This window comes from Oceanobacillus sp. Castelsardo, assembly GCF_001659985.1.
Lineage (GTDB): Bacteria > Bacillota > Bacilli > Bacillales > Amphibacillaceae > Oceanobacillus.
On sequence record NZ_LYCS01000001.1, the window covers coordinates 22,744 to 49,215 of the forward strand.

Annotated in this window: 29 protein-coding genes; 27 read left to right on the plus strand and 2 right to left on the minus strand. The window is 33.7% G+C overall.

The window, feature by feature from the left end; genetic code table 11:
• Positions 1-201 precede the first annotated feature (201 nt).
• Positions 202-573 (minus strand): rhodanese-like domain-containing protein, encoded by a 372-nt coding sequence (locus tag A9178_RS00140; protein WP_068671900.1) that lies wholly within the window; start codon positions 571-573, stop codon positions 202-204.
• A gap of 392 nt (positions 574-965) precedes the next feature.
• On the opposite strand from A9178_RS00140, the gene A9178_RS00145 reads away from it, so the two are divergent.
• The 3 genes from A9178_RS00145 (at position 966) to A9178_RS00155 (ending at position 5,141) form a co-directional block, all read left to right on the plus strand.
• Positions 966-3,524 carry a vitamin B12-dependent ribonucleotide reductase gene (locus A9178_RS00145; RefSeq protein WP_068671901.1) on the plus strand — a complete coding sequence of 853 codons (2,559 nt, stop codon included), beginning with the start codon at positions 966-968 and terminating at the stop codon, positions 3,522-3,524.
• Between the two features lie 176 nt (positions 3,525-3,700).
• Positions 3,701-4,129, plus strand: a complete 429-nt coding sequence (gene mntR, locus A9178_RS00150; RefSeq protein WP_068671902.1) for a transcriptional regulator MntR — start codon at positions 3,701-3,703, stop codon at positions 4,127-4,129.
• Between the two features lie 115 nt (positions 4,130-4,244).
• Positions 4,245-5,141 carry a patatin-like phospholipase family protein gene (locus tag A9178_RS00155; protein WP_068671903.1) on the plus strand — a complete coding sequence of 299 codons (897 nt, stop codon included), beginning with the start codon at positions 4,245-4,247 and terminating at the stop codon, positions 5,139-5,141.
• Between the two features lie 113 nt (positions 5,142-5,254).
• Here the strand turns inward: A9178_RS00155 and A9178_RS00160 are convergent, their stop codons facing one another.
• The gene (locus A9178_RS00160) at positions 5,255-5,641 is read right to left on the minus strand and encodes an SA1362 family protein (protein ID WP_068671904.1); all 387 of its coding nucleotides are present in this window, start codon (positions 5,639-5,641) and stop codon (positions 5,255-5,257) included.
• Between the two features lie 322 nt (positions 5,642-5,963).
• Between A9178_RS00160 and A9178_RS00165 the strand changes: the two genes are divergently transcribed.
• The 24 genes from A9178_RS00165 (at position 5,964) to spoIVB (ending at position 26,464) form a co-directional block, all read left to right on the plus strand.
• Positions 5,964-6,458 carry a YqhR family membrane protein gene (locus A9178_RS00165; RefSeq protein ID WP_068671905.1) on the plus strand — a complete coding sequence of 165 codons (495 nt, stop codon included), beginning with the start codon at positions 5,964-5,966 and terminating at the stop codon, positions 6,456-6,458.
• A gap of 351 nt (positions 6,459-6,809) precedes the next feature.
• A complete protein-coding gene (locus tag A9178_RS00170) occupies positions 6,810-7,871 on the plus strand; it encodes a M24 family metallopeptidase (protein WP_068671906.1) in 1,062 nt (353 codons plus the stop codon).
• 23 nt (positions 7,872-7,894) lie between these two features.
• On the plus strand, positions 7,895-8,458 hold the full coding sequence (gene efp / locus A9178_RS00175) for an elongation factor P (RefSeq protein WP_068671907.1): 564 nt from the start codon (positions 7,895-7,897) through the stop codon (positions 8,456-8,458).
• Positions 8,459-8,570: 112 nt separating this feature from the next.
• Complete coding sequence (spoIIIAA, locus tag A9178_RS00180; RefSeq protein WP_068671908.1) at positions 8,571-9,497, plus strand: stage III sporulation protein AA; 927 nt, start codon at positions 8,571-8,573, stop codon at positions 9,495-9,497.
• Positions 9,494-10,006 (plus strand): stage III sporulation protein SpoIIIAB, encoded by a 513-nt coding sequence (gene spoIIIAB, locus A9178_RS00185; protein WP_068671909.1) that lies wholly within the window; start codon positions 9,494-9,496, stop codon positions 10,004-10,006. The genes spoIIIAA and spoIIIAB overlap by 4 nt, the downstream gene beginning before the upstream one ends.
• 177 nt (positions 10,007-10,183) lie before the next feature.
• Complete coding sequence (spoIIIAC, locus tag A9178_RS00190) at positions 10,184-10,384, plus strand: stage III sporulation protein AC (RefSeq protein ID WP_068671910.1); 201 nt, start codon at positions 10,184-10,186, stop codon at positions 10,382-10,384.
• A 12-nt stretch (positions 10,385-10,396) separates the two neighbouring features.
• Positions 10,397-10,789 (plus strand): stage III sporulation protein AD, encoded by a 393-nt coding sequence (gene spoIIIAD / locus A9178_RS00195; protein ID WP_068671911.1) that lies wholly within the window; start codon positions 10,397-10,399, stop codon positions 10,787-10,789.
• 111 nt (positions 10,790-10,900) lie between these two features.
• Positions 10,901-12,073, plus strand: coding sequence for a stage III sporulation protein AE (gene spoIIIAE / locus A9178_RS00200; protein ID WP_068671912.1), 1,173 nt, complete (start codon positions 10,901-10,903; stop codon positions 12,071-12,073).
• An 11-nt stretch (positions 12,074-12,084) separates the two neighbouring features.
• Positions 12,085-12,708 carry a stage III sporulation protein AF gene (spoIIIAF, locus tag A9178_RS00205; protein ID WP_068671913.1) on the plus strand — a complete coding sequence of 208 codons (624 nt, stop codon included), beginning with the start codon at positions 12,085-12,087 and terminating at the stop codon, positions 12,706-12,708.
• Positions 12,705-13,340: a stage III sporulation protein AG gene (spoIIIAG, locus tag A9178_RS00210; RefSeq protein WP_068671914.1), complete on the plus strand. Its 636-nt coding sequence runs from the start codon at positions 12,705-12,707 to the stop codon at positions 13,338-13,340. The genes spoIIIAF and spoIIIAG overlap by 4 nt, the downstream gene beginning before the upstream one ends.
• Before the next feature lie 13 nt (positions 13,341-13,353).
• Positions 13,354-13,983 (plus strand): SpoIIIAH-like family protein, encoded by a 630-nt coding sequence (locus A9178_RS00215; RefSeq protein WP_068671915.1) that lies wholly within the window; start codon positions 13,354-13,356, stop codon positions 13,981-13,983.
• Between the two features lie 357 nt (positions 13,984-14,340).
• A complete protein-coding gene (accB, locus tag A9178_RS00220; RefSeq protein ID WP_068671916.1) occupies positions 14,341-14,844 on the plus strand; it encodes an acetyl-CoA carboxylase biotin carboxyl carrier protein in 504 nt (167 codons plus the stop codon).
• A 13-nt stretch (positions 14,845-14,857) separates the two neighbouring features.
• Positions 14,858-16,216 carry an acetyl-CoA carboxylase biotin carboxylase subunit gene (gene accC / locus A9178_RS00225; RefSeq protein ID WP_068671917.1) on the plus strand — a complete coding sequence of 453 codons (1,359 nt, stop codon included), beginning with the start codon at positions 14,858-14,860 and terminating at the stop codon, positions 16,214-16,216.
• A gap of 33 nt (positions 16,217-16,249) precedes the next feature.
• A complete protein-coding gene (locus A9178_RS00230) occupies positions 16,250-16,642 on the plus strand; it encodes an Asp23/Gls24 family envelope stress response protein (RefSeq protein WP_068671918.1) in 393 nt (130 codons plus the stop codon).
• 233 nt (positions 16,643-16,875) lie between these two features.
• Positions 16,876-17,256 (plus strand): transcription antitermination factor NusB, encoded by a 381-nt coding sequence (nusB, locus tag A9178_RS00235; protein ID WP_068671919.1) that lies wholly within the window; start codon positions 16,876-16,878, stop codon positions 17,254-17,256.
• Positions 17,257-17,270: 14 nt separating this feature from the next.
• Positions 17,271-18,125, plus strand: coding sequence for a bifunctional methylenetetrahydrofolate dehydrogenase/methenyltetrahydrofolate cyclohydrolase FolD (gene folD, locus A9178_RS00240; RefSeq protein WP_068671920.1), 855 nt, complete (start codon positions 17,271-17,273; stop codon positions 18,123-18,125).
• Positions 18,122-19,471: an exodeoxyribonuclease VII large subunit gene (gene xseA / locus A9178_RS00245; RefSeq protein ID WP_068671921.1), complete on the plus strand. Its 1,350-nt coding sequence runs from the start codon at positions 18,122-18,124 to the stop codon at positions 19,469-19,471. Before folD ends, xseA begins: the two co-directional genes overlap by 4 nt.
• Complete coding sequence (locus tag A9178_RS00250; RefSeq protein ID WP_068671922.1) at positions 19,464-19,694, plus strand: exodeoxyribonuclease VII small subunit; 231 nt, start codon at positions 19,464-19,466, stop codon at positions 19,692-19,694. The genes xseA and A9178_RS00250 overlap by 8 nt, the downstream gene beginning before the upstream one ends.
• A 1-nt stretch (position 19,695) precedes the next feature.
• Positions 19,696-20,580 carry a polyprenyl synthetase family protein gene (locus tag A9178_RS00255; protein WP_068671923.1) on the plus strand — a complete coding sequence of 295 codons (885 nt, stop codon included), beginning with the start codon at positions 19,696-19,698 and terminating at the stop codon, positions 20,578-20,580.
• A gap of 678 nt (positions 20,581-21,258) precedes the next feature.
• Positions 21,259-21,840, plus strand: a complete 582-nt coding sequence (locus A9178_RS00260; RefSeq protein ID WP_068671924.1) for a hypothetical protein — start codon at positions 21,259-21,261, stop codon at positions 21,838-21,840.
• A 12-nt stretch (positions 21,841-21,852) separates the two neighbouring features.
• Positions 21,853-22,665, plus strand: a complete 813-nt coding sequence (locus tag A9178_RS00265) for a TlyA family RNA methyltransferase (protein WP_068671925.1) — start codon at positions 21,853-21,855, stop codon at positions 22,663-22,665.
• A gap of 34 nt (positions 22,666-22,699) precedes the next feature.
• Positions 22,700-23,149, plus strand: coding sequence for a transcriptional regulator AhrC/ArgR (ahrC, locus tag A9178_RS00270; protein WP_068671926.1), 450 nt, complete (start codon positions 22,700-22,702; stop codon positions 23,147-23,149).
• 19 nt (positions 23,150-23,168) lie between these two features.
• Positions 23,169-24,878: a DNA repair protein RecN gene (gene recN / locus A9178_RS00275; RefSeq protein ID WP_068671927.1), complete on the plus strand. Its 1,710-nt coding sequence runs from the start codon at positions 23,169-23,171 to the stop codon at positions 24,876-24,878.
• Positions 24,879-25,177: 299 nt separating this feature from the next.
• The gene (gene spoIVB, locus A9178_RS00280) at positions 25,178-26,464 is read left to right on the plus strand and encodes a SpoIVB peptidase (RefSeq protein ID WP_068671928.1); all 1,287 of its coding nucleotides are present in this window, start codon (positions 25,178-25,180) and stop codon (positions 26,462-26,464) included.
• The last annotated feature ends 8 nt before the right edge of the window (positions 26,465-26,472 follow it).

Here is a 26,472-nt window from a genome sequence, read left to right on the forward strand (position 1 = left end):
TTTACATATATTTTAGTATAACCAATATTTTTTAAAATATGAGGATCATACAGTAGTGAAACGAATGGATGAAACTGCAGCGGCAAGGAAATCCGATTTAGAAATATGATCATGGTTAATATGAACAAGCGAAGAGGACCAAAGGTATTAGTGTTATACCTTGGTCCTCTTCTTTTTTATACATTTGAAAGTTTAAATTCACTATTTACTTTTTATTTTTCCGGTCCATTTTTTAAATCCACCTTTTAGCTGGGAAATATCCTCATAGCCTTTTTTGTGGAGGATTTGTGCAGCTCGAGCAGATCTTGAACCACTTTGACAATAAAGATAAACAGGTTTATCTTTTCTTAATTCAATTAACCGTTGTTTCAATTGTGTGACTGGAATATTTCTTGCTCCAAGAATATGACCACGATCAAATTCTTGAGGTTCACGTACATCTATTAGTTGAGCCTTACGATACCCCTTAACAAATTCATCCTCTGTTAAGTTTTTTAGGTAAGCTCGTTGTCTGTAATAGCGAAAAATTCCAAATGCAAGAATAACTAATAAAGCAATAATTAAGATTTTCATTTTTTTCCCCCGTTTTTTCTCGAATGTATAATATTTATTATATGTTTAATTTGCTATTTTTTAAAGTTTTTTATATGATGACTACTTGTAATCCTATTAAAAATGACGAATGAGGAGTTTAAATAGAATATAAAAAGGTATAAAAGCAAATGGGAAAAAAGTTTATTCCTGTGACTTTTTCTTCCAATTCTATTATTTTTCTCCATTATTTAACAAAATTCATAGATTTTCTAAGTTGACAAAAATGATATTTACACATCGGTATACAATATGTTGTTATAACTTTTAAATTAGGCACAATATATTGTTTTAATTTCATTTCGATGGTATTGTTATAGTATCATAAAAAATTACCTTTTTGGTAGTATATTTTTTTCAAGGGAGAAGATTCAATGACTATTTTTGTCGAGGGAAAGAATCGAATAAACATCGAATCGCTTAACAAAGACATAGAACAGTTTAGTGCTGTACATCCAATAACAAATGATATGAAACTAACTCACAAAGGTGTTTCCCGCTTAGTAATGTTAGACCGTTATTCTTATAAAGATACAACGAAGAAAACATTAAAGGTAGGGGACTTTGTTGTGTTAACGGTCAAAGCGGACCCTAAGTTCCCGGCTAGAGGCCTAGGTTTTATCGAGTCCATTGATTGGAAAAGCAAAACAGCTGAAGTAAAGGTTGAACCAGATTATGTTTCTGTTTTAGATAATGAAAATGAAATCGAAACAGGAATTGTCGTACGTTCATTAGATACGATTGATAAGCCTTTAGAAGTTTATTATGAACAAATTGCCATGAGAAATGCGACTGGTTTATCCTCTGTCGAAACATCAAAAGATAAGCAGACAGAATGGTTCCAAAACTATTATGAGGAACTTTCTAGTTTGAATTTCATCCCGGCTGGTAGAGTATTATATGGTGCTGGTTCTGAAACAGAGGTAACATACTTTAACTGTTATGTTATGCCATATGTAAAGGATTCTCGTGAAGGTATATCGGACCACCGAAAAAAAGTAATGGAGATCATGAGTAGAGGTGGGGGAGTAGGAACAAACGGTTCTACTTTAAGACCGAGAAATGCGCTAGCAAGAGGAGTAAATGGGAAATCTTCTGGTTCCGTTTCTTGGTTAGATGATATTGCGAAACTAACCCATTTGGTAGAACAAGGTGGATCCCGTAGAGGGGCACAAATGATAATGTTAGTCGATTCTCATCCTGATATCATTGAATTTATTATTTCAAAAATGCAAAACCCAAGAATTCTTAGGTTTTTAATTGAAAATACAGAAGATGAACAAATTAGAAAATTAGCAGAAGAAAAATTGAAATTTACTCCAATGACTGAGACAGAAGAAGACCTTTATCAAGGGATTCTTAACTATAAAAACATTCCTGGTCAAGGTGGTTTTACGGATGCGGTATTCCGTGAGGCGGAAGATAAATTAAGAACAGGTGGTACATATGCTGTTCATAACCCTGAATTTTTAACGGGAGCAAATATTTCTGTTTGTATAACAAAAGAATTTATGGATGCTGTTGAAAATGATGATTATTATGAGCTTCGTTTCCCAGATGTTGAGAATTACACGGAAGAAGAAATGAAGGCTTATAATGAAAAATGGCATGAAGTTGGCGATGTTCGTCAATGGGAAGAAATGGGTTATGGAATTCGTATATACCGTCACATTAAAGCAAAAGAATTGTGGAATTTGATTAATGTCTGTGCAACGTATTCAGCAGAACCAGGTATTTTCTTTATTGACAATGCTAACGAAATGACAAATGCGAAAAGTTATGGACAACAAGTAGTTGCAACAAATCCGTGTGGTGAGCAACCACTTGCACCATTTTCTGTTTGTAATTTAGCTGCAGTAAACCTTGCGGAGATGGCTAATAAAGATTCGAAGACAGTAAACTTTGAAAAACTAGAGCAAACAGTTAAAACTGGGGTGCGCATGCAAGATAATGTAATTGACGCAACCCCATATTTCTTAAAAGAAAATGAAGAACAAGCATTAGGTGAACGACGAATTGGTTTAGGTGTGATGGGACTTCATGATTTATTAATTTATTGTGAATCTGCCTATGGATCAGAGGAAGGAAATAAATTGGTTGATAAAGTCTTTGAAACCATTGCTTTAACAGCTTATAGAACTTCTATTGAATTAGCTAAAGAAAAGGGAAGTTTTCCATTTTTAGTAGGTAAAACCGAAGAAGAAACAAAACAATTACGTCAAGCGTTTATCAATACAGGTTATATGAAGAGAATGCCTAAGGATATTCTTGATGACATCTTAAAATATGGAATTCGTAATTCACATTTACTAACTGTTGCACCAACTGGCAGCACTGGAACCATGGTCGGGGTCTCAACAGGACTTGAACCGTACTACTCCTTCTCTTACTTCAGAAGTGGACGTTTAGGTAAATTCATTGAAGTAAAAGCAGATATTGTACAAGAATATTTAGATCAGCATCCTGAAGTAGACTCAAATGAACTACCAGAATGGTTTGTAACTGCGATGGATTTAGCACCTGAAGATCATGCTGATACACAATGCGTTATTCAACGTTGGGTAGATAGCTCGATTTCTAAAACAGTGAATGCTCCAAAAGGATATTCTGTTGAACAAGTAGAAAGTGTATATGAAAGATTGTATAAAGGCGGTGCGAAAGGCGGTACGGTATATGTAGATGGAAGCCGTGATAGCCAAGTACTAACCTTAAAAGCGGAAGAAAATACATTCGAACAAACAGAATTATTTGAAGAAGACAAGAAACCTAAAGTTGTACTTGTTGACACAGTTCCAGAATTGGAAAAAACGAGCGTTACAATTGGCTCAGAGATAGGAAATACTTGTCCAGTATGTCGTGAAGGAACTGTTGAAGATATAGGCGGATGTAATACTTGTACTAGCTGTGGTGCACAATTAAAATGTGGGCTATAGGATTAGTAAAAGGGATTAGCTCATAAGCTAATCCCTTTTCTATGATAAGATATATGTGAGGTAGAATTTAAAACTTCTACACAGATGGTAAAAAGCTTGTTTAACATATTTCTTTCATGTATTCTTGATTATAGTAAACAATTTTGCCTGAACTAAAAAAGAAGCGAGGTAATAGAATGCCAACTCCTAGTATGGAAGATTACATAGAGATTATTTATAATCTACTTGAAAAAAAAGGGTTTGCTCGTGTTTCTGATATTGCAGAGAAGTTATCTGTTCACCCTTCATCTGTAACAAAAATGGTACAGAAATTGGACAAAGATGACTATTTAGATTATGAGAAGTATCGCGGGTTTATACTTACTTCAAAAGGAAAAAAGATTGGTGAGCGCTTAGTATACCGACACGAACTCCTAGAAGTATTTCTCGAAATAATTGGAGTAGAGAAAGAAAATATTTATAACGATGTGGAAGGTATTGAACATCATTTAAGTTGGAATTCCATTGATCGTATAGGTGATCTTGTCCGTTATTTTAAGTCAGATGAAGATAGAGTGAAGGAACTTAGAAAAGTGCAAGATGAAACAGAAAATAATCAAGATTAATTATAAATATAGTTCTAAAAGTTTTTACTCTAGATTAAGAATATAAGTAGCATAAGGTTTACATGCATCCTTAAGAATTTCCGTGTATAGAATAACAATCATAAGGAGCGAACGGATGAAAATTGATGCTGTTTTTTCTGGTGGTGGAGTAAAGGCTTTTGCATTTGCGGGCGTATTAAAAAGCCTAGAGGAAAGTAAGTTTCATTTAGAACGAGTTGCTGGGACATCTGCGGGAGCAATTGTTGCATCTCTTATCGCCTCAGATTACAAAACAGATGAAATCATTCATTTAACCCAAGAGCTTGATCTAAAAAAGTTTTTAGATCCCCCCGCTCTAACGAAATTCATTCCAATAAGTAAATGGTTGTTTTTATATTTCCAATTAGGAATCAACAAAGGAAACAAGTTAGAAGATTGGTTATATCGAACACTTGCCGAAAAAAAAATATATACATTTAATGATATTAAAGAAGGGTATCTTAAAGTTGTTGTCAGTGATTTGTCCTTAGGTAAGTTAGTTATTATTCCTGATGATTTAGAACGTGTTTATGGACTACATCCTAAACATTTTCCGATTTCAACAGCTGTAAGGATGAGTGCTGGATTTCCTTATTTTTTTATGCCAAAGAAAATGCCAGGAAAAACAGAAAAGAAAAGTATCATTGTGGATGGAGGATTATTAAGTAATTTTCCTATGTGGTTATTTAGTGACGGGGAAGAGAAAAGGGACACAAGACCAGTACTAGGAGTAAAGTTTACAGGTTCCATTGAAAAGGAAAATACCCCACGAAAGATTACGAATGCATTTGATATGTTTACAGCACTATTTGCTACAATGAAACAAGCGCATGATGCTAGGTATATATCAAAGTCGGATAAAAATAATATTATTTTTATACCGGTAGTAGGTGTAGATACGGTAAATTTCCATCTCGATAAAAAAGGCAAACAAGAATTATTCGATATCGGTAAAACTTATACGGATGAATTTTTAAAGTATTGGCCTAAATAGGAACAAAATCGTCAACAACCATTCGCTAATTGCCGGCGTGGCCTTCCCTAAGGATAAGATTTGATAAGCTAACCTCCTATAATTTTTTACCACAAAAAGAAAAGACCGGGCTCCTAGAAGGAAGCATGGTCTTTTCTTTTTGCTTTATTTCCATCAATAACTTTCAGGTGCCCAGCTGAACGTTTACTCCGGTTTTTCTTTATCGGATTTGGTTGCTTTTTAGAAGCTAGTTTTGCAGCTTGAGTCGCTCTTGCATTGTCATTATTGTATTTTGCTTTTGATTGGCGAACAGCTTTTTTATATTTCTTCATTTCATTAGAAGGAGCCTTTTTTCTAAGAAAAACGAAATAAATCACTGCAAATATAACTAACCCAAAGAAAATAGTTGTTAAAATACTCATTAAAAACTTACCAGGTTGTGTAAAGAGTTGAGAAAATAAGCCAATAACGCCTAAACCAATAATTACATAAAACAGTATTGACCATTTATTCCGAACCATCAGAATCTCCTCCTTCTTTATTTGAGTTTATTATATATTCTGGAAGTAAATGTAATGCCATAGATGAAAATTGTTCCTATAATTCCAGGATATGTAAACTTTGACCAAATCATATTCTATACCTAATTTTTCCCTGTTTTTCTTAAAAATATTCATTATAAAATAACAAGTTATAAAAAATCTTGTTTATTCTATTGTATGCACGACTACAACTATGTTTAATTTCATTTTACTAAATACTGAAGAAGATAACTAGTTATTTACAACAATCTGTATGATTGGTTTTTACGTATTTGGTAATAATACTTGTGAGGTGATTCATATGAGCGATAATAAGCAATTAGAACAAAATAAACCGGAGAATACGATGTCAATCTTGGGAAGATCTTTGTTAACTGGTTTTGTTGGAGGTATTCTATGGAGTACGATTGCTGTATTTTTATATTATTTTAATTTTGTGGAAGTCTCACCAAAATCATTTGTGTTAAGATCCTGGTTGAAAACGGATTGGACTGACAGTTGGTTAGGTGATCTTGTTTCCGTTATTATAATAGGACTTTTATCCATTGTCACGGCTATGATTTACTATGGCATTTTAAAAAAGGTGCAAACTATGTGGATTAGTGTAGTTTATGGAATAATCCTATGGGGAATTGTTTTTTATTTATTACAGCCCATATATGCTAATATTCCTAATTTAGTTGAATTGCAATCTAATTCTATTGTAACATCTTTATGTTTATTTATCTTGTATGGTACATTTATCGGATATTCTATTTCTTATGATTATCACGATACTCAAGTAGAACAATTATAGAGGTTGTTCAAAAAGGCCGGTGATAATGACATTTCAAGACAGGGATATTCTCCAAAGTTTCTTTATACGTTCTTCTACCTGAGCGCAAGAACGTCAAAGTTCCGCCGCCTCAAGCTGCCGAAGAACAGGTCATGCTAGTATCGGAGTTGTAAAAGGACTTTGCGTACTTATCTGACTCGGACCTTTTTATTCTCCTCTTGAAACGTACTTAGAAAAAACCTCTTATCGTTTTCAAGTTGTTTTTATTATTAAATGGTTATTCAAATGAATATTTTTATGATAAACTAAAGAATAGTTAAATTTTAACAAAATTCTCATGAAAGATGATTTTCATTAGGAAAGGGTGGGGGCATGGAAAAGTTATCTAAATTGAGAGAAGCATTAAATCAAAATAAATTAGATGGAATACTTGTAACCAGTCCTTATAATAGACGATATATAACGGGCTTCACGGGTACGGCAGGTGTTGCAATCATTTCTGAAAATGATTCTCGATTTATTACAGATTTTAGATACACAGAACAAGCGAATGAACAAGCAAAAGAGTTTCAAATTATTGAACATAAAACGCCAATTGAACAAGAAATAAAAACTCAATTAAAAGAAATGAATATAAGTAGGCTTGGCTTTGAAAGAGATCATGTAACTTTTGGAGAATATGCATTATATAGTAAGACCTTAGAAGTGGAGCTTGTACCAGTAAGTGGAATCATCGAGGAAATTCGTTTAATAAAAACAACGGATGAATTAGAAATTTTAAGGAAAGCAGCTAAAATTGTCGATGATGCTTTTGCACACATACAAAGTTACATTAAGCCCGGTGTGAAAGAAATTGATATATCGAATGAACTAGAATTCTTCATGAGAAAACAAGGTGCTACAGCTTCGAGTTTCGATACCATTGTAGCTTCAGGTTATCGTTCTGCTCTTCCCCATGGAGTAGCTTCAAATAAAGAAATTCAATCCGGAGAATTGGTAACATTAGATTATGGTGCCATTTATGAGGGTTACTGTTCAGACATTACGAGAACAGTAGCTGTTGGTGAAATCTCGGACCAACTAGATGATATATACCATACTGTTTTAGAAGCTAACTTAAAAGGGGTAAAGGGAACGAAACCTGGCATGACTGGAAAAGAAGCAGACGATTTAACTAGAAATTATATCGAAGGAAAAGGCTATGGTCAATATTTTGGTCATTCTACAGGCCATGGTATTGGCCTTGAAGTACATGAAGGTCCAACATTATCCAAGCGTTCTGACAAAGTTCTTGAGCCTGGAATGGTAGTAACGGTAGAGCCGGGTATTTATATCGCTAATATCGGAGGGTGTCGAATTGAAGACGATATAGTCATTACAGAAACCGGGAATGAACGTTTGACCTTTGCACCTAAGCAATTAATTCAACTTTAGTATTTGAGACGGAGGAAAACATAATGATTTCAGTAAACGAATTCAAAACAGGATTAACAATTAAAGTGGATGGAGACATTTTACAGGTTATCGAATTTCAACATGTTAAGCCGGGGAAAGGTGCAGCTTTTGTCCGTTCAAAATTACGTAATTTAAGAAATGGAAACATTCAGGAAAAAACATTTCGTGGCGGTGAAAAGGTAGATACAGCACATATTGATAACAATAAAATGCAGTATCTTTATGCAAGTGGTAATACACATGCTTTTATGAATACAAATACGTATGAACAAATAGAAATTCCTTCAGAACAAATTGAATATCAATTGAAGTTTATAAAGGAAAATATGGAAGTGAACGTAATAAGCTATGAAGGCGAAATCTTAGGTGTTGATTTACCTAATAACGTGGAACTGGAAGTGGTTGAAACAGAGCCAGGTATTAAAGGTGATACAGCTAGTGGTGGTTCCAAACCTGCAACTGTAGAAACAGGCCTAGTCGTTCAAGTACCATTCTTTGTAAATAAAGGAGATATCTTAGTTATTAATACTTCTGATGGAAAATATGTTTCTAGAGCAAACCATTAATATATTTTTTAAAAAGTCTTAGCAAATGCTAAGGCTTTTTTTTATAGAGTCATAATTCAACGATGTGAACATACATTTTACTATATAACTACAAAAAAAGAGAGGGTCCATAATGGAAGAAATTTTACGATTATTTCCAAGTGAGATGAGACAAGCTATTCAGACGAAAATTGGAAATCGTTGGGACTTTCTTCAAGAAATTCGAATACGATTGTTTCAGCCAATTGAATTTATTTTTGATAGGCAAATAGAGTGGGTTTCTCATGTAAAACCAAATAAGAACGACGGTGTATATATTGTTAACCAGCTTAGTGAATTTTCATTATATCGTATGACAGATGAACTACGAGAAGGGTATATCACGATAGAGGGAGGCCATCGGGTAGGAATAGCAGGAAGAGTTAACACGATCGGTGGTTCTGTAAAGGCGCTACAATACATCACTTTTTTTAATATTCGAATAGCGAAACAAAAAATCGGAGTTGCTAACGCCATTATTCCATATATTTTTAAAGAAAAATATTTAAACACATTAATTGTTGGTGCACCACAAACTGGTAAGACAACACTCATTCGGGATACTACCAGGATAATTTCATCGGGGTGGGGAAAAGTTCCAGCACAAAAAGTTGGTGTAGTTGATGAAAGGTCAGAAATTGCTGCGGCTATTAATGGTATTCCACAACTTAATCTCGGGATTAGAACGGACGTAATGGATGCATGTCCAAAAGCGGAAGGTATGATGATGATGATTCGTTCCATGTCACCTGATGTATTAGTAGTAGATGAAATTGGTAGTGCAGACGATATTAATGCGTTGATGGAAGCAATTAATACAGGGGTAACAGTTATTTGTACGATACATGGCCATAGTCTAATGGAATTAAAAAAACGACCTTCCCTTGAAATTTTATTTCAACATAAGGTTTTTGAAAGAATTCTTTTTTTAGAAAAATCGAGACAACCATCTGTTTTGAAGAAGGTTTATGACCAGAATGAAAAGGAAATTTTACAGAAAACGAGGTTTGTTATCACATGAATTGGATTGGCGCCCTTTTATTAATCATTACAACAACATGGCTGGGATTTGATTGGAGTAACCGACTATCCAATCGGCCGAAACAAATAAGACAAATAAAAAATGCATTACAAATTTTAGAAGCAGAAATTGTTTATAGCCAATTACCACTCAGAGAGGCCTTTATAAATATATCCAAACAAATACCGGAACCTACAAGATCATTTTTTGAAGAGATTGGTCTGAGTTTACAAGATAAAAATATTGATTTCTATATAATTTGGAAAGAAAAAGTGGATGTACTAATCAGAAATTCCAGTCTAGCTGGTAATGAAAGAGAAATTTTATACCAATTTGGCAGAACAATAGGGCAGCATGATTTTTATCAACAACAAAAGCATATTCAATTAACACTATCCCATTTAGAACGAGAGCTTGAGGATGCAAGAGAGGAGCAATACAAATACAGTAAAATGGCCAAAAGTTTAGGATTTTTAGCAGGTTTATTTATTGTATTATTGCTGATTTAAGTGCGCGTTCAAAAAGGAGGATAAAAAAGCCCGAGAAGTTCGAGGCGGCGAAGCTTTGAGTACCGGAGCGTATGCAGTTAATACGTGAGGAACGGAAAAGCAAGCCAACGAAGAAATTCGAAGTGTCATTTTTACCGGACTTTTTGAACAACCTTTTTAACGGAAAGGAGTCAATCCATGTTTACAGATGCACAAATCTTATTTCAAATAGCAGGAATTGGAATCATAGTTGCACTGATACATACCATCTTAAAACAAATGGGAAAAGAGGAAATAGCACAGTTTGCAACGTTAATAGGATTTATCATTGTTCTTGTCATTGTGATTAATGGACTATCTGATTTATTTAACCAAATAAAATCGGTATTTCTTTTCTAGGAGCATGTAATCATGGATATTTTACAAGTTGTGCTTCTCGGGGTTGTTGCGAGTATACTATATCTCATTCTAAAAGACACAAATAGTTCTTTCGCATTTTTTATTATTTTGATAACTGGTATCATCATCTTTTTTGCTATCATTCAACAAATATTAATTATATTTGAATTGATCCAAAACCTAGGTAGAAATGCGAATATCGATGGTTTGTATATGGAAACAATCTTAAAAATTATCGGTATTGCATACATCGCGGAACTTGGAGCTAATTTAACGAAGGAAGCGGGACTAAGTGCCGTAGCTAAAAACATTGAACTAGCAGGGAAAGTTTTTATTATTCTACTTGCAGTTCCAATCATTACAGCAGTCGTAGAAGCTATTTTGAACTTCTTACCATCTGTATAAATTATTATAGAAACTTTGGCCACCCCACCATATAGATTTGCAAAAATGTAACTAAGGCATTGCTTAAGCCTTGCGAATGCTAAGTTTCTTAGAAGGGGGATTATATGATGAATGAAATTTAAAATATATGTTGCAATTCTATTCACTACTATTTTTCTCTTCATTGGACAAGCATCTGTTTATGCCGAAACGGAAAAAATGGATGTTTCGGATGCTTTATTAAATGAAATTTCTTTAGATGGTGTTCAAAATTATTGGGATCAATTAATTCAAGAATATGGTACATATGTGCCGGAACTAGAAAAAACAACCGTTTATGAATTTATAAAAAATCAAGATTCATTTTCAATTAAATCAGTTTTATTAGGTTTAATTAAATATCTGTTTCATGAAATTATATTAAACGGAAAATTACTTGGTACATTGTTATTACTTACTTTATTTTCTATATTATTGCAAACGATGCATACAGCCTTTGAAAGTTCAGCTGTAAGTAAAATAGCATATTTTGTAGTATATATTGTTCTAATCTTTTTAGTGTTAAATAGTTTTTATGTGGCTGTATCTTATGTAGAAAATGCTATCGGTATGATGAGTAGTTTTATGATTGGATTACTGCCCCTAATCTTAGGATTAATGGCAACATTCGGCAATATAGTTTCAGTATCTTTCTTCCATCCAATTATTATTTTTCTAATTAATGTTAGCGGTATATTAGTATCTACTTTTATTTTACCTTTATTATTTTTATCAGCAATCCTTACCATTGTAAGTAATATAAGTGAAAATTATAAAGTTAGTCATTTAGCCAATTTATTTAAGACAGTCAGTATGGGAGTATTGGGTATATTCCTAACCATCTTTTTAGGGGTTATATCTGTACAAGGGACAGCGAGTGCGATACAAGATGGTGTTGCGATGAAGACCGCAAAATTTGTAACTGGTAATTTCATCCCTGTCGTAGGTAGAACATTTACTGATGCAACAGACACAATCTTAAGTGCCTCTTTACTATTGAAAAATGCGGTGGGGATTGTCGGACTAATTATCGTACTATTTATTGTATTATTTCCTGCTTTAAAGGTTGCTGCCATTGCTATTATTTATAAAATAGCTGCAGCAGTATTACAACCAATAGGAGATGGGCCTGTTATCACCACTTTAAATACAATAAGTAATTATATTCTATTTGTCCTTGCTTGTCTGTTAGCGATATCTATTATGTTTTTTTTAGCAATCGTTATTATCGTTGTTGCTAGTAATCTTACAATGTTAATTCGATAGGGATGGTAGAGATGGATGTAGTCATAAACTGGGTTACACAAATTATATTATTTATTGTTCTTGCTACTATCATTGATTTATTAATCCCAACCTCTTCAATGAACAAATATATCAAATTAGTGGTCGGATTAATTCTTATTTTAATTTTATTAAAACCAATATTTTATGTATTGAATATTGATATGGAAACCGCATTAAATAAGTCTTTTCAACAGGTCAATGATGTTGGAAGTGACAGTGAATCTGTAAAAAATTTAATAGAATTTCAAAAAAAAGAGATACAAACCACACAAGATGCATATATTTTAGAACAAATGGCTGTCCAACTAATAGAAATTGCTGAGGATCCTATAAAAGAAGAACATCAATTGGAAATAACGAATATCGAATTTAAATTTAATTCAAATGAGAGTTATTCTTACGAGGATCTTGAAGAAGTCATTGTTTATGTAAAAGATTTGGTAGAAGAGGAGGGAGAAGATAGCGTAGTTGAAGATGTTGTAATTAACACAGATCATGTAGTAGAGAAAAAAGACGTGGACAGGCATGATGAGAAAATTAAACAATTACTAACAAAGGTTTGGGAACTTACCGACAAAGAGATAACAATCTACTGGGAGGGAGGCGCATCTTGAAAAAATTCTTCGAGAAATTTTTCCAGTCTAAGAATGGTAATGGAAGTAAAAAAGTATCAAATAAAATAGGATATATCATTATTCTAGGTTTGATAGGTATACTTCTTATATTTTTAAATAATATTTTGACAGATTCAAGTGGAGAAACAGAAATTAATAAACCGATGGAACAAACCCAAAAAGAAAATGTACAAGTATCCAATCCTGAAGACAGTGAAAGAACTTCTGATGTTGAAGAATTAGAAAAAGACTTTGAAGGGGATTTAGAAGAAATGCTGAATAAAATAAAAGGTGTTTCTGATGCAGAAGTTATGGTTAATCTAGCATCTACGAATGTCCAGGTTTTCGAAAAGAATATAATAAAGGGTCAACAAACTTCGGATGAAACTGATAAAAATGGAGGGATAAGAAAAGTTGAAGATCAGACAGAAGAAACTCAAATTGTATTCGTGCGCCAGGGAGATAGAGAAGTTCCTTTACTAGTTAAGACAGAAAAACCGGAAGTAAGTGGTGTGTTTGTAGTTGCAAAAGGAGCTGACCATGCCACGGTAAAAAAATGGATTGTTGAAGCAGTTTCAAGGGTACTTGATGTGCCAACACATAAGGTTTCGGTAATGCCGAAAACTAATTAAGGGAGGAAGTATAATGTTAAAAAAACAAACAGTTTGGTTATTAACAATGTTGAGTTTAATGATTGTATTAAGTGTGTATTATTTGATTTCACCGAATAATGATGATTTGGCTTATATTGATAATGGCAAAGAGCCCGCTGAACAGGCGACGGATGCAACAAGCGCTCAAGCTGAAGGTACAGAAGTGGATGAAATGACAAACATGGATGGCAATGAACTATTTACTACCATTCGCATGGAAGTACAAGATGAAAGAAGTATGTCTAAATCAAGACTAGAAGAGGTTGTCGCATCAGGTTCTGCAAGTGTTGAGGATAAAGACGAAGCATTAAGGGAAATCGATCAGTTAGAAAACACATCAAAAATAGAGAAGATTTTAGAAGAAACAATATTAGCTTCTGCTGAGTATCAAGATGTTTTAGTACGTTCCGAAAACGATAAAGTACATGTTCATGTTCAAGCGAATGAACAACTTTCAAGCACAGAAGCAAATAATATTATGAGAATGGTTTATGATGAATTTGGTGAAATTCCTGTAGATGTCATTACTCAACCATCTGATAAGGAAGCCCCTGAGGAGTCAGCTGAGAACAATACAGAGGAGCCAACTAAAGAATCGACTGAGCAATCAGACAAAGAATAAAATCAGGAAATCAGATGCTATTTTAGCCGGAGCATCTGATTTTCTTGTTTTTGTAGAAATTATTCAAGGAGATTGTTATAATAATTTTATATTGTTTTTTGAATATTTTATATTTTGGAGAAGGGTTTAATCCTTGATGTATTTTACAATCTAATAGTAAAATGATAAAGAAGTTATTATACCTATTAGTGTGTGTTCAAAAAAGGAGGATAAAAAGACCGAGTGGTACATGCTAAAAAGTGCTTTTCTTTTTCAAGGACGTGACGGAACTTTTTTGGTGGTTCCTTGTACCGAAGTGTCATTTTAGCGGACGTTTTGAACATCAAATAGTAAATTTTTTCAAAAGGGGTGCCATACATGTTAAAAGTACAAGAGATTAGAGAATTAATTAAGCTTATTGATAAGTCCGACATTAGTGAATTTACCTATGAAAATGATGGGACAAGTGTAACAATGAAAAAATCTGGAAATGGATTTGTTGAACAACAGCAAGTTGTTACAGAGACTCCTAAACAAACAGTTGTAAACAATGAATCAAAAGTAACTACTGATAAGGAAGAACCAATAAAAGTTGAATCTGTTCAAGTTAAAGCTGAACCACAAGTAGATTCTACAGATGCTAATTATGAAATCGTATCACCGATGGTAGGTACATTTTATGCTTCTCCATCGCCAGATAGTGATAATTATGTTTCTAAAGGGAGTAATATTCAAAAAGATACAATTGTATGTATCGTCGAAGCAATGAAGCTATTTAATGAGATTGAAGCAGAGGTCGACGGAGAAATAGTAGAGGTATTAGTAGAAAATGGTGAACTGGTAGAATATGGACAACCATTATTTAAAGTGAAGACAAAGTAAGGGGTTGGAATAATTGATAAAAAAACTGCTAATTGCAAATAGAGGAGAAATTGCAGTTCGGATAATACGTGCATGTAAAGAATTAGGTATCAAAACCGTCGCTGTATACTCAGAAGCGGATAAAGAGGCATTACATGTACAGTTAGCAGATGAAGCATATTGCATCGGTCCGAAATTAAGTAAAGACAGCTACCTTAACTTTACAAATATTATGAGTGTTGCAACACTAACAGAAGTGGATGCCATTCATCCTGGATATGGATTTTTAGCCGAAAATGCAGACTTTGCGGAAATTTGTAACGATTGCAACATTGAATTCGTAGGTCCTACACCAGAAGCAATCCAAAAAATGGGTATCAAAGATGTTGCTAGAGATACAATGAAAAATGCAAATGTACCGATTGTACCAGGTTCTGATGGTATAATAGAAAGTGAAGAAGAAGCATTAGAAATTGCTAATAAAATTGGATTTCCAGTTATTATTAAAGCAACAGCTGGTGGCGGTGGAAAAGGAATTCGTGTTGCGAGATCTGAAGAGGATTTAATAAAGGGTATTCGTGTCACTCAAAAAGAAGCGGAAACAGCTTTCGGTAATCCGGGAGTCTATTTAGAAAAATTTATTGAAGATTTCCGACATGTAGAAATTCAAGTATTAGCTGATAAACATGGTAACGTAGTTCATTTAGGGGAGAGAGATTGTTCCATACAACGTAGACTTCAAAAATTGGTGGAAGAAACCCCATCACCAGCTATTACCCCGGAAACTAGACAAAAAATGGGGGAAGCATCAGTGAAAGCTGCAAAAGCAGTAAATTACGTTGGTGCAGGAACCATTGAATATATTTTTGATAGGAAATCAAATGAATTCTACTTTATGGAAATGAATACTAGAATACAGGTAGAACACCCTGTGACTGAAATGGTCACTGGAGTTGATTTGATTAAAGAACAAATTAAAGTAGCAAATAATGAAAAACTTAGTATTTCTCAAGATGATATTAAGTTAGATGGACATGCTATTGAATGTAGAATCAATGCTGAAAACCCATTTAGAAACTTTATGCCATCAGCGGGGAATATTAATATGTATCTAGCTCCAGGTGGATTAGGTGTTCGTGTGGATTCAGCGGCTTACTCTGGATACCAAATCCCACCTTACTATGATTCTATGATTGCCAAGCTTATTACGTATGCTCCAACACGTGAAGAAGCAATTAAACGTATGAAACGCGCGTTGGATGAATTTGTTATTGAAGGTATTCATACTACCGTTCCATTCCATAGTTTAATTATGGAAAATGAGGTCTTTATTAAAGGAGATTTCAACACTAATTTCTTGGAAGAAAACCCGATTATTCAAAAAGAAAATTAGGAGCGTATTTACGTACGAATTAGGAGTGATATCATGAGTGAACAACCATTATTGAGTGTTAAAGAGGATTCAGCATTGGGTAGTATTGAGATTGCTCCAGAAGTAATAGAAGTCATTGCAGGGATTGCAGCTACAGAAGTAGAAGAATTATATGCAATGCGAGGAAATTTTGCTTCAGGTGTTGTTGAGCGTTTAGGTAAAAAAACTCATAGTAAAGGTGTAAAAGTCGAGCTAACAGAGAACGGAATTTCTATTGACCTTTATGTTATTTTGAATTTTGGTGTTTCTATACCTAAGGTAGCCCAAAAAATTCAAACTAATATACGTGAATCATTAAAATATATGACTTCTTTAGATTTAGATGAAGTAAATGTTCATGTTGTTGGTATTAACATGGAAGGAAACGAAATTAGTGAACAAGATTAAAATGAAGGTCAAATGACCTTCATTTCTTTACGTTGGGAAAGTAAAGAAAGGTAAGTAGCGAGTTCAACGCAGCTAAATTTTAATAACCCAATATATGAAAAACTAAACACATTCGCTCATTCTTAGCGAATGTGTTTAGTTTTGCTAGAACTATTCATTTTTCTACAGAATTCTAGCTTTAGATAGATTATCGTGTTATTATTTGTAGAGAAGAAAGCAAAGGAGTTAGGCTGATGAATCGACATACAGCAAGGGTAAAAGCATTTCAAATCTTATTCCAAATGGATTTAAATGAAATGGAAATAGAAGCAGCAATTGGGTCGGTAGTAGAAAATGGTAAAAAAGATTCGTTTCTTGAATCAATTGTTCATGGGGTAATTGCTAATCAACATGAAATTGACACTATTATTTCTAATCACCTAGAAAAATGGACTTTAAATCGTATTGCATCTGTTGAGCGAAGTATTTTACGTATAGCGACCTTCGAAATAAAATTTCTTGATGACGTCCCAAATAATGTTTCGATAAACGAAGCAATTGAATTGGCAAATAAATTCGGTGATGAAAAATCAGGGAAATTTGTGAATGGTGTTTTATCAAAAATTATTTCTTAAAAGGAGAAACATACATGACAGCAGAAGTTATTAACGGTAAAGATTTAGCACAAGAACTTAGAATGAACATGAAAGAAGAAGTTACGAAATTAAAACAAAAGGGGATTCATCCGCATTTAACAGTTGTATTAATTGGGGATAATCCTGCTTCTAAATCTTATGTTAAAGGAAAAGAAAAGGCAGCGGCTGAAGTTGGAATTTCTTCTTCACTTATTGAATTACCAGCAAGTACATCGGAAGAAGAGTTATTAAATCTAATACATAAATTAAACGATGACATTACAGTAAACGGTATTTTAGTACAATTGCCTCTTCCTAAACATATTAGTGAACAAAAAGTGATTGATACAATTAATCCCGATAAAGATGTTGACGGATTCCACCCCATTAATGTTGGGAAGATGATGCTCGGTGAAGATACCTTTCTACCGTGTACCCCATATGGAATTATAACGATGTTAAAATCAAGAAGTATCGATATAGAGGGAAAACATGCAGTGATCATTGGCAGAAGTAATATTGTTGGGAAACCTGTTGGACAATTACTATTAAATGAAAATGCAACTGTTACATATTGTCATTCACGTACAACAAATTTGAAAGAATACACATCGAAAGCAGATATTTTAATAGTAGCTATCGGAAGACCAAACGTCATTACAGCTGATGATATTAAAGAAGGTGCTGTAGTTATTGATGTGGGAATTAATCGTTTAGAAACAGGTAAACTAACAGGCGATGTAGATTTTGACAGTGCTGTAGAAAAAGCTTCATACATTACCCCAGTTCCTAAGGGAGTCGGACCGATGACCATTGCGATGCTGTTAGAGAATACAATTAAAGCTGCTAAAGGATTAGAAAATCGTTGATTGAAAAATATTTAACAGTCACTGCTGTAACAAAATATATTAAACGAAAAATGGATACGGATCCTCATTTAAAGCAAATTTTAATAAAAGGTGAAATTTCCAATTTCAAACAACACTCCCGTGGGCATATGTACATGACCATCAAGGATACTCAAACAAAAATACAGGCAGTAATGTTCGCTGGAAATAATCGATTTTTAAAATTTAAACCGGAAAATGGAATGAATGTATTAATAAAAGGCGAAATTAGCGTATATGAAGCTTATGGACAATATCAGCTATATATAAGTCAAATGGAGCCGGATGGTATTGGATCATTATATTTAGCATTCGAACAATTAAAAGAGAAACTACAGAAAAAGGGATATTTTGAACCTTCCATTAAGAAAAACATTCCCCTTTACCCAGAACACATCGGGGTTATTACATCTCCAACTGGAGCTGCAGTTAGAGATATAATTACAACGTTAAGAAGAAGATATCCAATTGTAAAAATAACGGTTATACCTGTATTAGTACAAGGTCCAAATTCCCCGTCCTCAATCTCATTGGCTATTAATAAAGCAAATGAGATTGGTGGCTTTGATACTTTAATAGTTGGTAGAGGTGGAGGTTCTATCGAAGAGTTGTGGAGTTTTAACGAAGAGAAAGTTGCCGACGCTATCTACCATTCGAGTATTCCTATTATCTCAGCTGTAGGGCATGAGACCGATGTCACGATTAGTGATTTTGTTGCTGATTTAAGGGCACCAACCCCTACAGGTGCTGCGGAAATTGCTGTACAATCGGTTATCGATTTAAAAGAAAAACTTTTGATGCTAAAGCAAGCTCTAAATAGAGAATTGTATAAAGAAACCTTGAATCATAAAAATCATTTAAATCGATTAACGAAATCATATGCCTTTCGTTATCCTGAGCAACTAATAAAACAAAAAGATCAGGATTTAGACGCGTTAATGGAAAGATTACAAAGGGCTATGGTAAGAAAACAGGAAAACAAAAAACAAGAAATTCATCATGTTATGAGACGATTAGAAGTACAACATCCAAAAAAACAGATAGAACAAACAAAGAAAAAAATTTCAGAATATATAAAGCTTCAAAATGATTATATGTTAAGAAACTTTGAAAATAAAACAAATAAATGGTCCAATACAGTTGAAAAATTAACGTTATTAAACCCTTTACAAATTATGAAAAGGGGTTTTGCCTTACCTTATACAGAATATGGGGAATTAATAAAGACGATTAATCAAGTACATATAGATGATAAAATCCAGGTCCGATTAAGTAATGGAAGGATTAATTGTCAAGTACTCCAATTAGAGGAGGATATAAATGAGTAAAGAAGAACTTTCATTTGAGGAAGCGATGAGTAAATTGGAAGAAATCGTTCAAAAACTTGAAGAGGGAGATGTTCCTTTAGAAAAAGCAATTACTTATTATCAAGAAGGAATGAACCTTTCTAAAATATGTAATGATAAGTTAAATAATGTTCAGGAGAAAATGGCGCAAATAATGAATGAACAAGGGGAATTCGAACTGTTTGAAGTGCAGGAGGAAGATTGACGTGTCGGAAAAAATAAATGCCTATATTAATCGATACAGAAAGATAGTCGATGAAGAGTTGGTTCAGCATATAGAAAGCCTTCCAATCCCCGAACAGTTAAAACAATCTATGTTATATTCAGTTGAAGCAGGAGGTAAAAGGTTAAGACCAGTTCTATTAATAGCCAGTTTTGAATCTTTTGCTGATGAATTTAATCGTGCATTAAGCTCTTGTATTGCATTAGAGTTAATTCATACTTATTCACTTATACATGATGACTTACCGGCGATGGATGATGATGATTATCGAAGAGGAAAACCTACGAACCATAAGGTATTTGATGAGGCCACAGCTATTTTAGCTGGAGATGCCCTACTTACTTATAGTTTTGAATTAATTGCTCAAGATCCATTATTAAATAATAATCAAAAAGTAGAAATAATTAAAATGCTTTCAGCAACTAGTGGACCAAAGGGAATGGTTGCCGGACAAATATTAGATATGGAAGCAGAAACGCGTCAAGTAAAAATAGAAGAACTTGAAAACATTCATGCATTGAAAACAGGGAAATTACTGGAGTTTGCGATGTCTGCAGGTGGATATCTTGGTGGCGCATCAGAAAGTCAACTGCAGCATTTGAAACAATTTGCTTATTATTTAGGGTTAATTTTTCAAGTACAAGATGACATACTTGACGTAACCGGTGATCAAGAAAAATTAGGTAAACCTGTGGGCAGTGATGAAAATAATCATAAAAGTACTTATCCCAAATTACTTGGTTTGGATGGGGCAATGGATAAAAAGAAAGATTATGTTGAAAAAGCATATCTTGAACTTGAAAATGCGGGAGCGAGAAGTGCAGTTTTAAAAGATTTAACGCATTATTTTAGTAACCGCGATCACTAAAATCAACATAGAAAAAATGACAAATTCCTGTTATAATAAAAAGTATAAATGGGATGGTGCAGTATTCTAGTCAGTCCTCCTATCCTGAAGGCGGGCCTAAAAATTCGCCAAAGGGCACATCGATGAAGTTCCTTGTGTCGGCTTGAGGCGCCCAGCCTTGGGTCGGTGCTGGGAGTTAAGGATTTCGGGCGATCCACAAAGGCATGTGGGCGTTGACCCGATTTCCGCGGAGGCCCATCTCTGTTGTGATAACTAAGCCTAGTTATGATGATGGAATGGGGTATGAACCTGCAATACAAGGGTATAAATACCTAATGTGCAGCGTAGCCTGTCTTGAGTGGTGCTGAGGGGATTAGATTAATCCGTATTAAATCTAGGTGGCCACTAGGTTTAATATGAATGTCTATGAAATCCGTACTGCAAAAGAGACTAGGGATAGGTTAAAGACTGTTAGAGGAAATCTCCTAGACTGTTCAAATGACTTTTAGAAGGGATTATAGTGCGGACTAAGTGGTAATCCAGTCTAGCTTTTGGTGACAAGGCTAAGGTGGATTTAAAGGGGAACCGCCCTTCACGGTGACGTGGGGTATCTACTTGGGAAAACCTACTGGACCTAAGCCGTAGTTTTAACCTTTTAAAAGACCATTCCAGTTACATATTTTTATTTAGGGGAAATAAATGAAATCACAAATAAAACGTTCAATTAAATTTAGCCTGACTATTGCCGTTATCACTTTTGTGTTAGCGGCTATTTTTTCAGTTGTATCTTCGTCAATCCTTAGTGGGGTTGTTTGGTTTACAGGTATTTTTATCGTTCTGATCATTATTCTTATTGGAGTCATTTTTGATATGTTCGGGATTGCTGCAACTGCTGCTGATGAAAGGCCATTTCATGCAATGGCTGCGGAGAAAGTACCAGGGTCAAAAGAAGCTGTTTATTTAGTAAGAAATGCAGATCGCTTTGCAAGCTTTTGTAATGATGTAATTGGTGATATATCCGGAATTGTTAGTGGTACCGCATCTGCAATAGTAGTGTTACAAATCGCTTCATTATTAAATCAGACAGAGGGGGCACCTAGCCAATTAGCTTTGTCAACAGTATTAACAAGTATTGTTGCGGCTTTAACAGTTGGTGGAAAAGCTTTAGGTAAAACCATTGCAATAAACAGTTCAACACAAATAATATTTTTGATTGGTAAAACTTTATTTTTTATTGAAAATAAATTAAAAATAAAAGTATTACCAAAAAATAAAAAATAAAAGGGTGTACGAATGGGTAAAAAAAGACTTGATGAATTATTAGTAGAAAAGCATTTATTGGAAAGCATCGATAAAGCAAAACGTATCATAATGGCTGGTCTAGTTTTTTCTGGACAAAATCGTCTCGATAAACCTGGCATGTTGATAAAAGAAGATACTCCCTTACACATTAAAGAAAAAAAGATACCATACGTTAGCCGTGGTGGATTAAAATTAGAAAAAGCTTTGACATGCTTCCATATTTCAGCTGAAGGAAAGATTTTAATTGATATTGGATCTTCAACTGGCGGGTTTACGGATTGTGCTTTACAAAATGGAGCTCGGTTAAGTTATGCAATTGATGTTGGATATAACCAGTTAGATTGGAAATTAAGAAATGATAATCGTGTTGTTGTAATGGAAAGAACAAATTTCCGATACGTTACGTCCGAAATGTTAGAAAAAGGAAAGCCTAACTTAGCTTCCATAGATGTATCCTTTATTTCGCTTAGACAAATCCTTCCAGTACTAAAAGGATTATTAGAAGAAAATAGTGATATTGTTGCTTTAATTAAACCACAATTTGAAGCAAAAAGAGAACAGGTCGGTACGAAAGGGATTGTTCGTGATAAATCGGTTCACTATAATGTTATCCAGAACATTACTCAATTTGCCCAAACTGAAGGTTATGAAATAATTAATATAACATTTTCCCCGATTACAGGGGGGGAAGGGAATATTGAATTTCTCGCACATTTAGGTTGGAAGACAAATAATACTCCATTAAACCCAATGAATATGGAAGAAATTGTAGAACAGGCCCATAAAACACTAGATAAAAAGTAAGGTACCACTTTAATGAAATAAGGAGAAGTAACGAATGAGTAAAATTCAACGTCATTTAAAAATTCGAGAATTAATAACAGAGAAAGAAATTGAGACACAGGATGACTTAGTTGATCGACTAAAAGCTCTTGGTTTTAATGTTACCCAAGCTACAGTTTCAAGAGATATTAAAGAATTACAACTCGTGAAAGTTCCAACAACTAACGGACGATATGCGTACAGTCTCCCAGCAGATCAAAGATATAACCCACTTGAAAAATTAAAAAGAATGATTATCGATGTTTTTGTTAAGATTGATTCTGCAAGTCATTTTATTGTATTAAAAACATTACCAGGAAATGCCCATTCCATCGGTGTTTTAGTTGATAACTTAGATTGGGATGAAATAATGGGTACCATTTGTGGAGATGATACATGTTTAATCATATGTAGAACAGAAGCAGAGTCAGAGGAAATTAAAAATCGGTTAATTAATATGCTTTAATGTATTGGGGTGATTATGTTTGTTAACAGAACTATCAATACGTGACTTTGCAATTATAGAGGAGATTTCAATTACTTTTACGGAAGGTTTGACGGTATTAACCGGAGAGACCGGAGCTGGAAAATCAATCATTATTGATGCAATCCAATTATTAGCTGGTGGACGTGGTTCAGTTCAATTTGTTAGGCATGGTTCAAACAAAAGTGAAATAGAAGGTTTATTCATTATTGATAGTAACGCTCATCCAATCTATGGTGTTGCCAAACAATTCGGTGTCGATATACAAGATGGACAAATTGTTTTAGAAAGAACAATTACAGCTTCTGGTAAAAGTATTTGTCGTGTAAATAGTAAGTTAGTTACCTTAGCTATTTTAAAGGAATTTGGTCGGAAATTGATTGATATTCACAGCCAGCATGAGACCCAGGTGTTAATGGATACTGATAATCATTTGGATTTTCTTGATATGTATGAACCAAGATTGATTGGGAAAGCAAAAGAAGAATACGCGATACTATTTGACCGATTAACAACTTTGAAAAATCGATACAAACTATTAAATGAAAATGAACAAGAAACAGCCCATCGTCTTGATCTTTTAGAATTTCAAAAAAATGAAATAGAACAATCCAATTTGGAACCAAACGAAGATCATGAGTTAGAACAGGAACGTAACGGTCTTGTAAATTTCGAGAAAATATATTCGTCATTAACGAATGCCTATAATGCATTGTATGGTGAGGGAAGAGCTCTAGACTGGTTAAATAAAGCACATGTCTCCATGGAGGAAAATCTTAAAGTTGATCCTTTTATTGAAGAGAATTCTGAGAAGTTTGCTAATCATTATTATACCTTGGAAGATTTTGCTTATGAATTAAGAAATAAGTTAGACTCATTACAATTCAATCCAGAAAGATTAAATGAAATTGAATCGAGAATAAATGAAATAAACCGGCTTAAAAAGAAATATGGTGGAAGTGTTAATGAAATAATCGAGTATCTTGCGAAAATTGAAGAAGAAATTGAAGAATTAACGAATAAAGATACACACCTTAACTCATTATTAAAACAAATAGAAGAAGTTGAAAAAGATGCATTATTAGAAGCAAAACAATTACATGATATTCGTAAAAAGTTAGCTGATAAATTAACAAAAGCGGTAGTAAGTGAATTTAAAGATTTATACTTAGAAAAGGCTTCTTTTTCTATTTTTTTCGATTTAGACGAAGATCATAATCAAAATCCTAAGTTATACAAATATGGCTTTGATAAAATACAGTTTTTAATCTCAACCAACGCTGGAGAACCCTTGAAAGTGTTAAACAAAGTGGCCTCTGGGGGCGAATTATCCCGAATTATGTTGGTTCTTAAAAAGTTATTTGCCAAACAACAGGGTGTGACTAGTGTTATTTTTGATGAAGTTGACACAGGAGTTAGTGGAAGAGTTGCACAAGCAATGGCCGAAAAAATTCACCAAATATCACATGATTCCCAAGTTCTCTGCATTACACACTTACCTCAAGTTGCCGCAATGGCAGATACACATAAATTTATTCAAAAAGAAGAAAAACATGATCGTACTGTTTCGACAGTCAAAGAACTGACCTTAGTTGAACAGGTTAATGAATTAAGTAGAATGATTACCGGGACAAAGCTTACAGAAACAGCGAAAGAGCATGCAAAAGAATTATTAGACTTAGCTTCCAATTTTAAACAAACAGTTAGTTGAATATTTATCCATTAAAGTCAGAAACTAAACCATCTGGCTTTTTTTACTTTTAACGTAAATTTTTAATTTCTCATATTAATTAAATCCTTAATAAAAAGTAAGTATCATTGAATAATTCCATAAATACTTGGGCTAAAGGACTTATACCTTTTTCACTCATTTTTCTATAGGTAAAGATAGACATCTTTTCTTATGTTTCTCCAGTTTAAAACTAACGTCATAAGGTCAAATTAGAAATACAGATATAAATTGAAAAGAAGTAATGGTTTGGGTGGTTAGAGATAAGGAGAGTGAACCAAATGAAAATACCTAAATTTAATACGGTTAGACAATGGATAGGTGTTATACTCCTTTTGGTTTTTGTTACATTTCCTTTCATAACCCCTATAAACAAATATTTCTCAATTCCAAATGAGGTAGTAACTTTAAATGATGAAAAACCAATTGAATTGCCGAAAATTGCAGATAGCGTAACGGTATCAACAAACAGCGAACATGTTGAAGCAATTGACACTTCTATGTTTTATGCCGGTGATTCTGGATCAAGTGAATTAGTTTATGAAGTGAATGGTTTTCCAATTAAAAAAGTGAATCTTTCGGTATTAGAGGATGTAAAGGTAATACCTGGTGGTCAATCCATAGGTGTACAATTACAAACACGAGGAGTTTTAGTAGTCGGACATCATCTTGTAAATAAAAACGACAAAACCGTTTCACCGGGGGAAGAAGCAGAGATAAATGTCGGTGATGTCATTGTTAAAATTAACGATAATCCAATTAAAGAGATGAAAGAAATTAAAGATTATGTAATTGAAGCAGGGGAAAAGAATGAAGATTTAAATATTACAATTAAAAGGGGCAAGGAATTAATTGAAACAAAGCTAGAACCCATTCTTGATGATAAAGAAAATGAATATAAAATTGGGTTATATATAAGAGATTCGGCTGCTGGTATTGGAACAATGACTTTTTATGAGCCAGAATCCAAGAAATACGGGGCATTAGGTCATATTATTTCTGATATGGATACAAAAAAACCAGTTGAAATTAATGATGGAACCATTGTACGCTCATCCGTTACTTCTATTGAAAAAGGAAATAACGGAATTCCTGGAGAAAAACAAGCAAAATTTTCATCTAACCAAAATATTATAGGAAATATAACCAAAAATAGTCCTTTTGGTATTTTTGGTAAATTAAATGAAGATATAAAAAATGGCAAATATGATAAGCCAATGCCAATAGCTTTATCACATGAAGTAAAGGAAGGACCGGCTAAAATTTTAACAGTAGTTGATGGAGAAAAAGTTGAAGAGTATGAAATCGAAATAATTAGCAGTGTACCTCAAAAGTATCCTGCTACAAAAGGTATGGTTATCCAAATAACGGATGAAGAGCTTTTAGAAAAAACGGGCGGAATCGTACAGGGAATGAGTGGTAGTCCGATAATTCAAGATGGAAAGGTTATCGGAGCGGTTACACATGTTTTTGTAAATGATCCTACTAGTGGTTATGGTGTCCATATTGAATGGATGTTGCAAGATGCCGGAGTAGATATATATGGTAATAAAAAAGAGGCTAGTTAAAGAAAAGT

Bases quoted from the DNA above. Each gene is read 5' to 3' on its own strand.
- folD (WP_068671920.1), top strand. From the start codon at position 17,271: ATGACAGCAGAAGTTATTAACGGTAAAGATTTAGCACAAGAACTTAGA.
- spoIVB (WP_068671928.1), top strand. From the start codon at position 25,178: ATGAAAATACCTAAATTTAATACGGTTAGACAATGGATAGGTGTTATA.
- A9178_RS00250 (WP_068671922.1), top strand. From the start codon at position 19,464: ATGAGTAAAGAAGAACTTTCATTTGAGGAAGCGATGAGTAAATTGGAA.
- spoIIIAB (WP_068671909.1), top strand. From the start codon at position 9,494: ATGAATTGGATTGGCGCCCTTTTATTAATCATTACAACAACATGGCTG.
- ahrC (WP_068671926.1), top strand. From the start codon at position 22,700: ATGAGTAAAATTCAACGTCATTTAAAAATTCGAGAATTAATAACAGAG.
- A9178_RS00155 (WP_068671903.1), top strand. From the start codon at position 4,245: ATGAAAATTGATGCTGTTTTTTCTGGTGGTGGAGTAAAGGCTTTTGCA.
- A9178_RS00230 (WP_068671918.1), top strand. From the start codon at position 16,250: ATGAGTGAACAACCATTATTGAGTGTTAAAGAGGATTCAGCATTGGGT.
- efp (WP_068671907.1), top strand. From the start codon at position 7,895: ATGATTTCAGTAAACGAATTCAAAACAGGATTAACAATTAAAGTGGAT.
- A9178_RS00165 (WP_068671905.1), top strand. From the start codon at position 5,964: ATGAGCGATAATAAGCAATTAGAACAAAATAAACCGGAGAATACGATG.
- spoIIIAD (WP_068671911.1), top strand. From the start codon at position 10,397: ATGGATATTTTACAAGTTGTGCTTCTCGGGGTTGTTGCGAGTATACTA.
- A9178_RS00140 (WP_068671900.1), bottom strand. From the start codon at position 573: ATGAAAATCTTAATTATTGCTTTATTAGTTATTCTTGCATTTGGAATT.
- accB (WP_068671916.1), top strand. From the start codon at position 14,341: ATGTTAAAAGTACAAGAGATTAGAGAATTAATTAAGCTTATTGATAAG.
- mntR (WP_068671902.1), top strand. From the start codon at position 3,701: ATGCCAACTCCTAGTATGGAAGATTACATAGAGATTATTTATAATCTA.
- spoIIIAE (WP_068671912.1), top strand. From the start codon at position 10,901: ATGAAATTTAAAATATATGTTGCAATTCTATTCACTACTATTTTTCTC.
- A9178_RS00265 (WP_068671925.1), top strand. From the start codon at position 21,853: ATGGGTAAAAAAAGACTTGATGAATTATTAGTAGAAAAGCATTTATTG.
- A9178_RS00170 (WP_068671906.1), top strand. From the start codon at position 6,810: ATGGAAAAGTTATCTAAATTGAGAGAAGCATTAAATCAAAATAAATTA.
- spoIIIAF (WP_068671913.1), top strand. From the start codon at position 12,085: ATGGATGTAGTCATAAACTGGGTTACACAAATTATATTATTTATTGTT.
- spoIIIAA (WP_068671908.1), top strand. From the start codon at position 8,571: ATGGAAGAAATTTTACGATTATTTCCAAGTGAGATGAGACAAGCTATT.
- A9178_RS00260 (WP_068671924.1), top strand. From the start codon at position 21,259: ATGAAATCACAAATAAAACGTTCAATTAAATTTAGCCTGACTATTGCC.
- spoIIIAC (WP_068671910.1), top strand. From the start codon at position 10,184: ATGTTTACAGATGCACAAATCTTATTTCAAATAGCAGGAATTGGAATC.
- A9178_RS00160 (WP_068671904.1), bottom strand. From the start codon at position 5,641: ATGGTTCGGAATAAATGGTCAATACTGTTTTATGTAATTATTGGTTTA.
- A9178_RS00215 (WP_068671915.1), top strand. From the start codon at position 13,354: ATGTTAAAAAAACAAACAGTTTGGTTATTAACAATGTTGAGTTTAATG.
- A9178_RS00145 (WP_068671901.1), top strand. From the start codon at position 966: ATGACTATTTTTGTCGAGGGAAAGAATCGAATAAACATCGAATCGCTT.
- nusB (WP_068671919.1), top strand. From the start codon at position 16,876: ATGAATCGACATACAGCAAGGGTAAAAGCATTTCAAATCTTATTCCAA.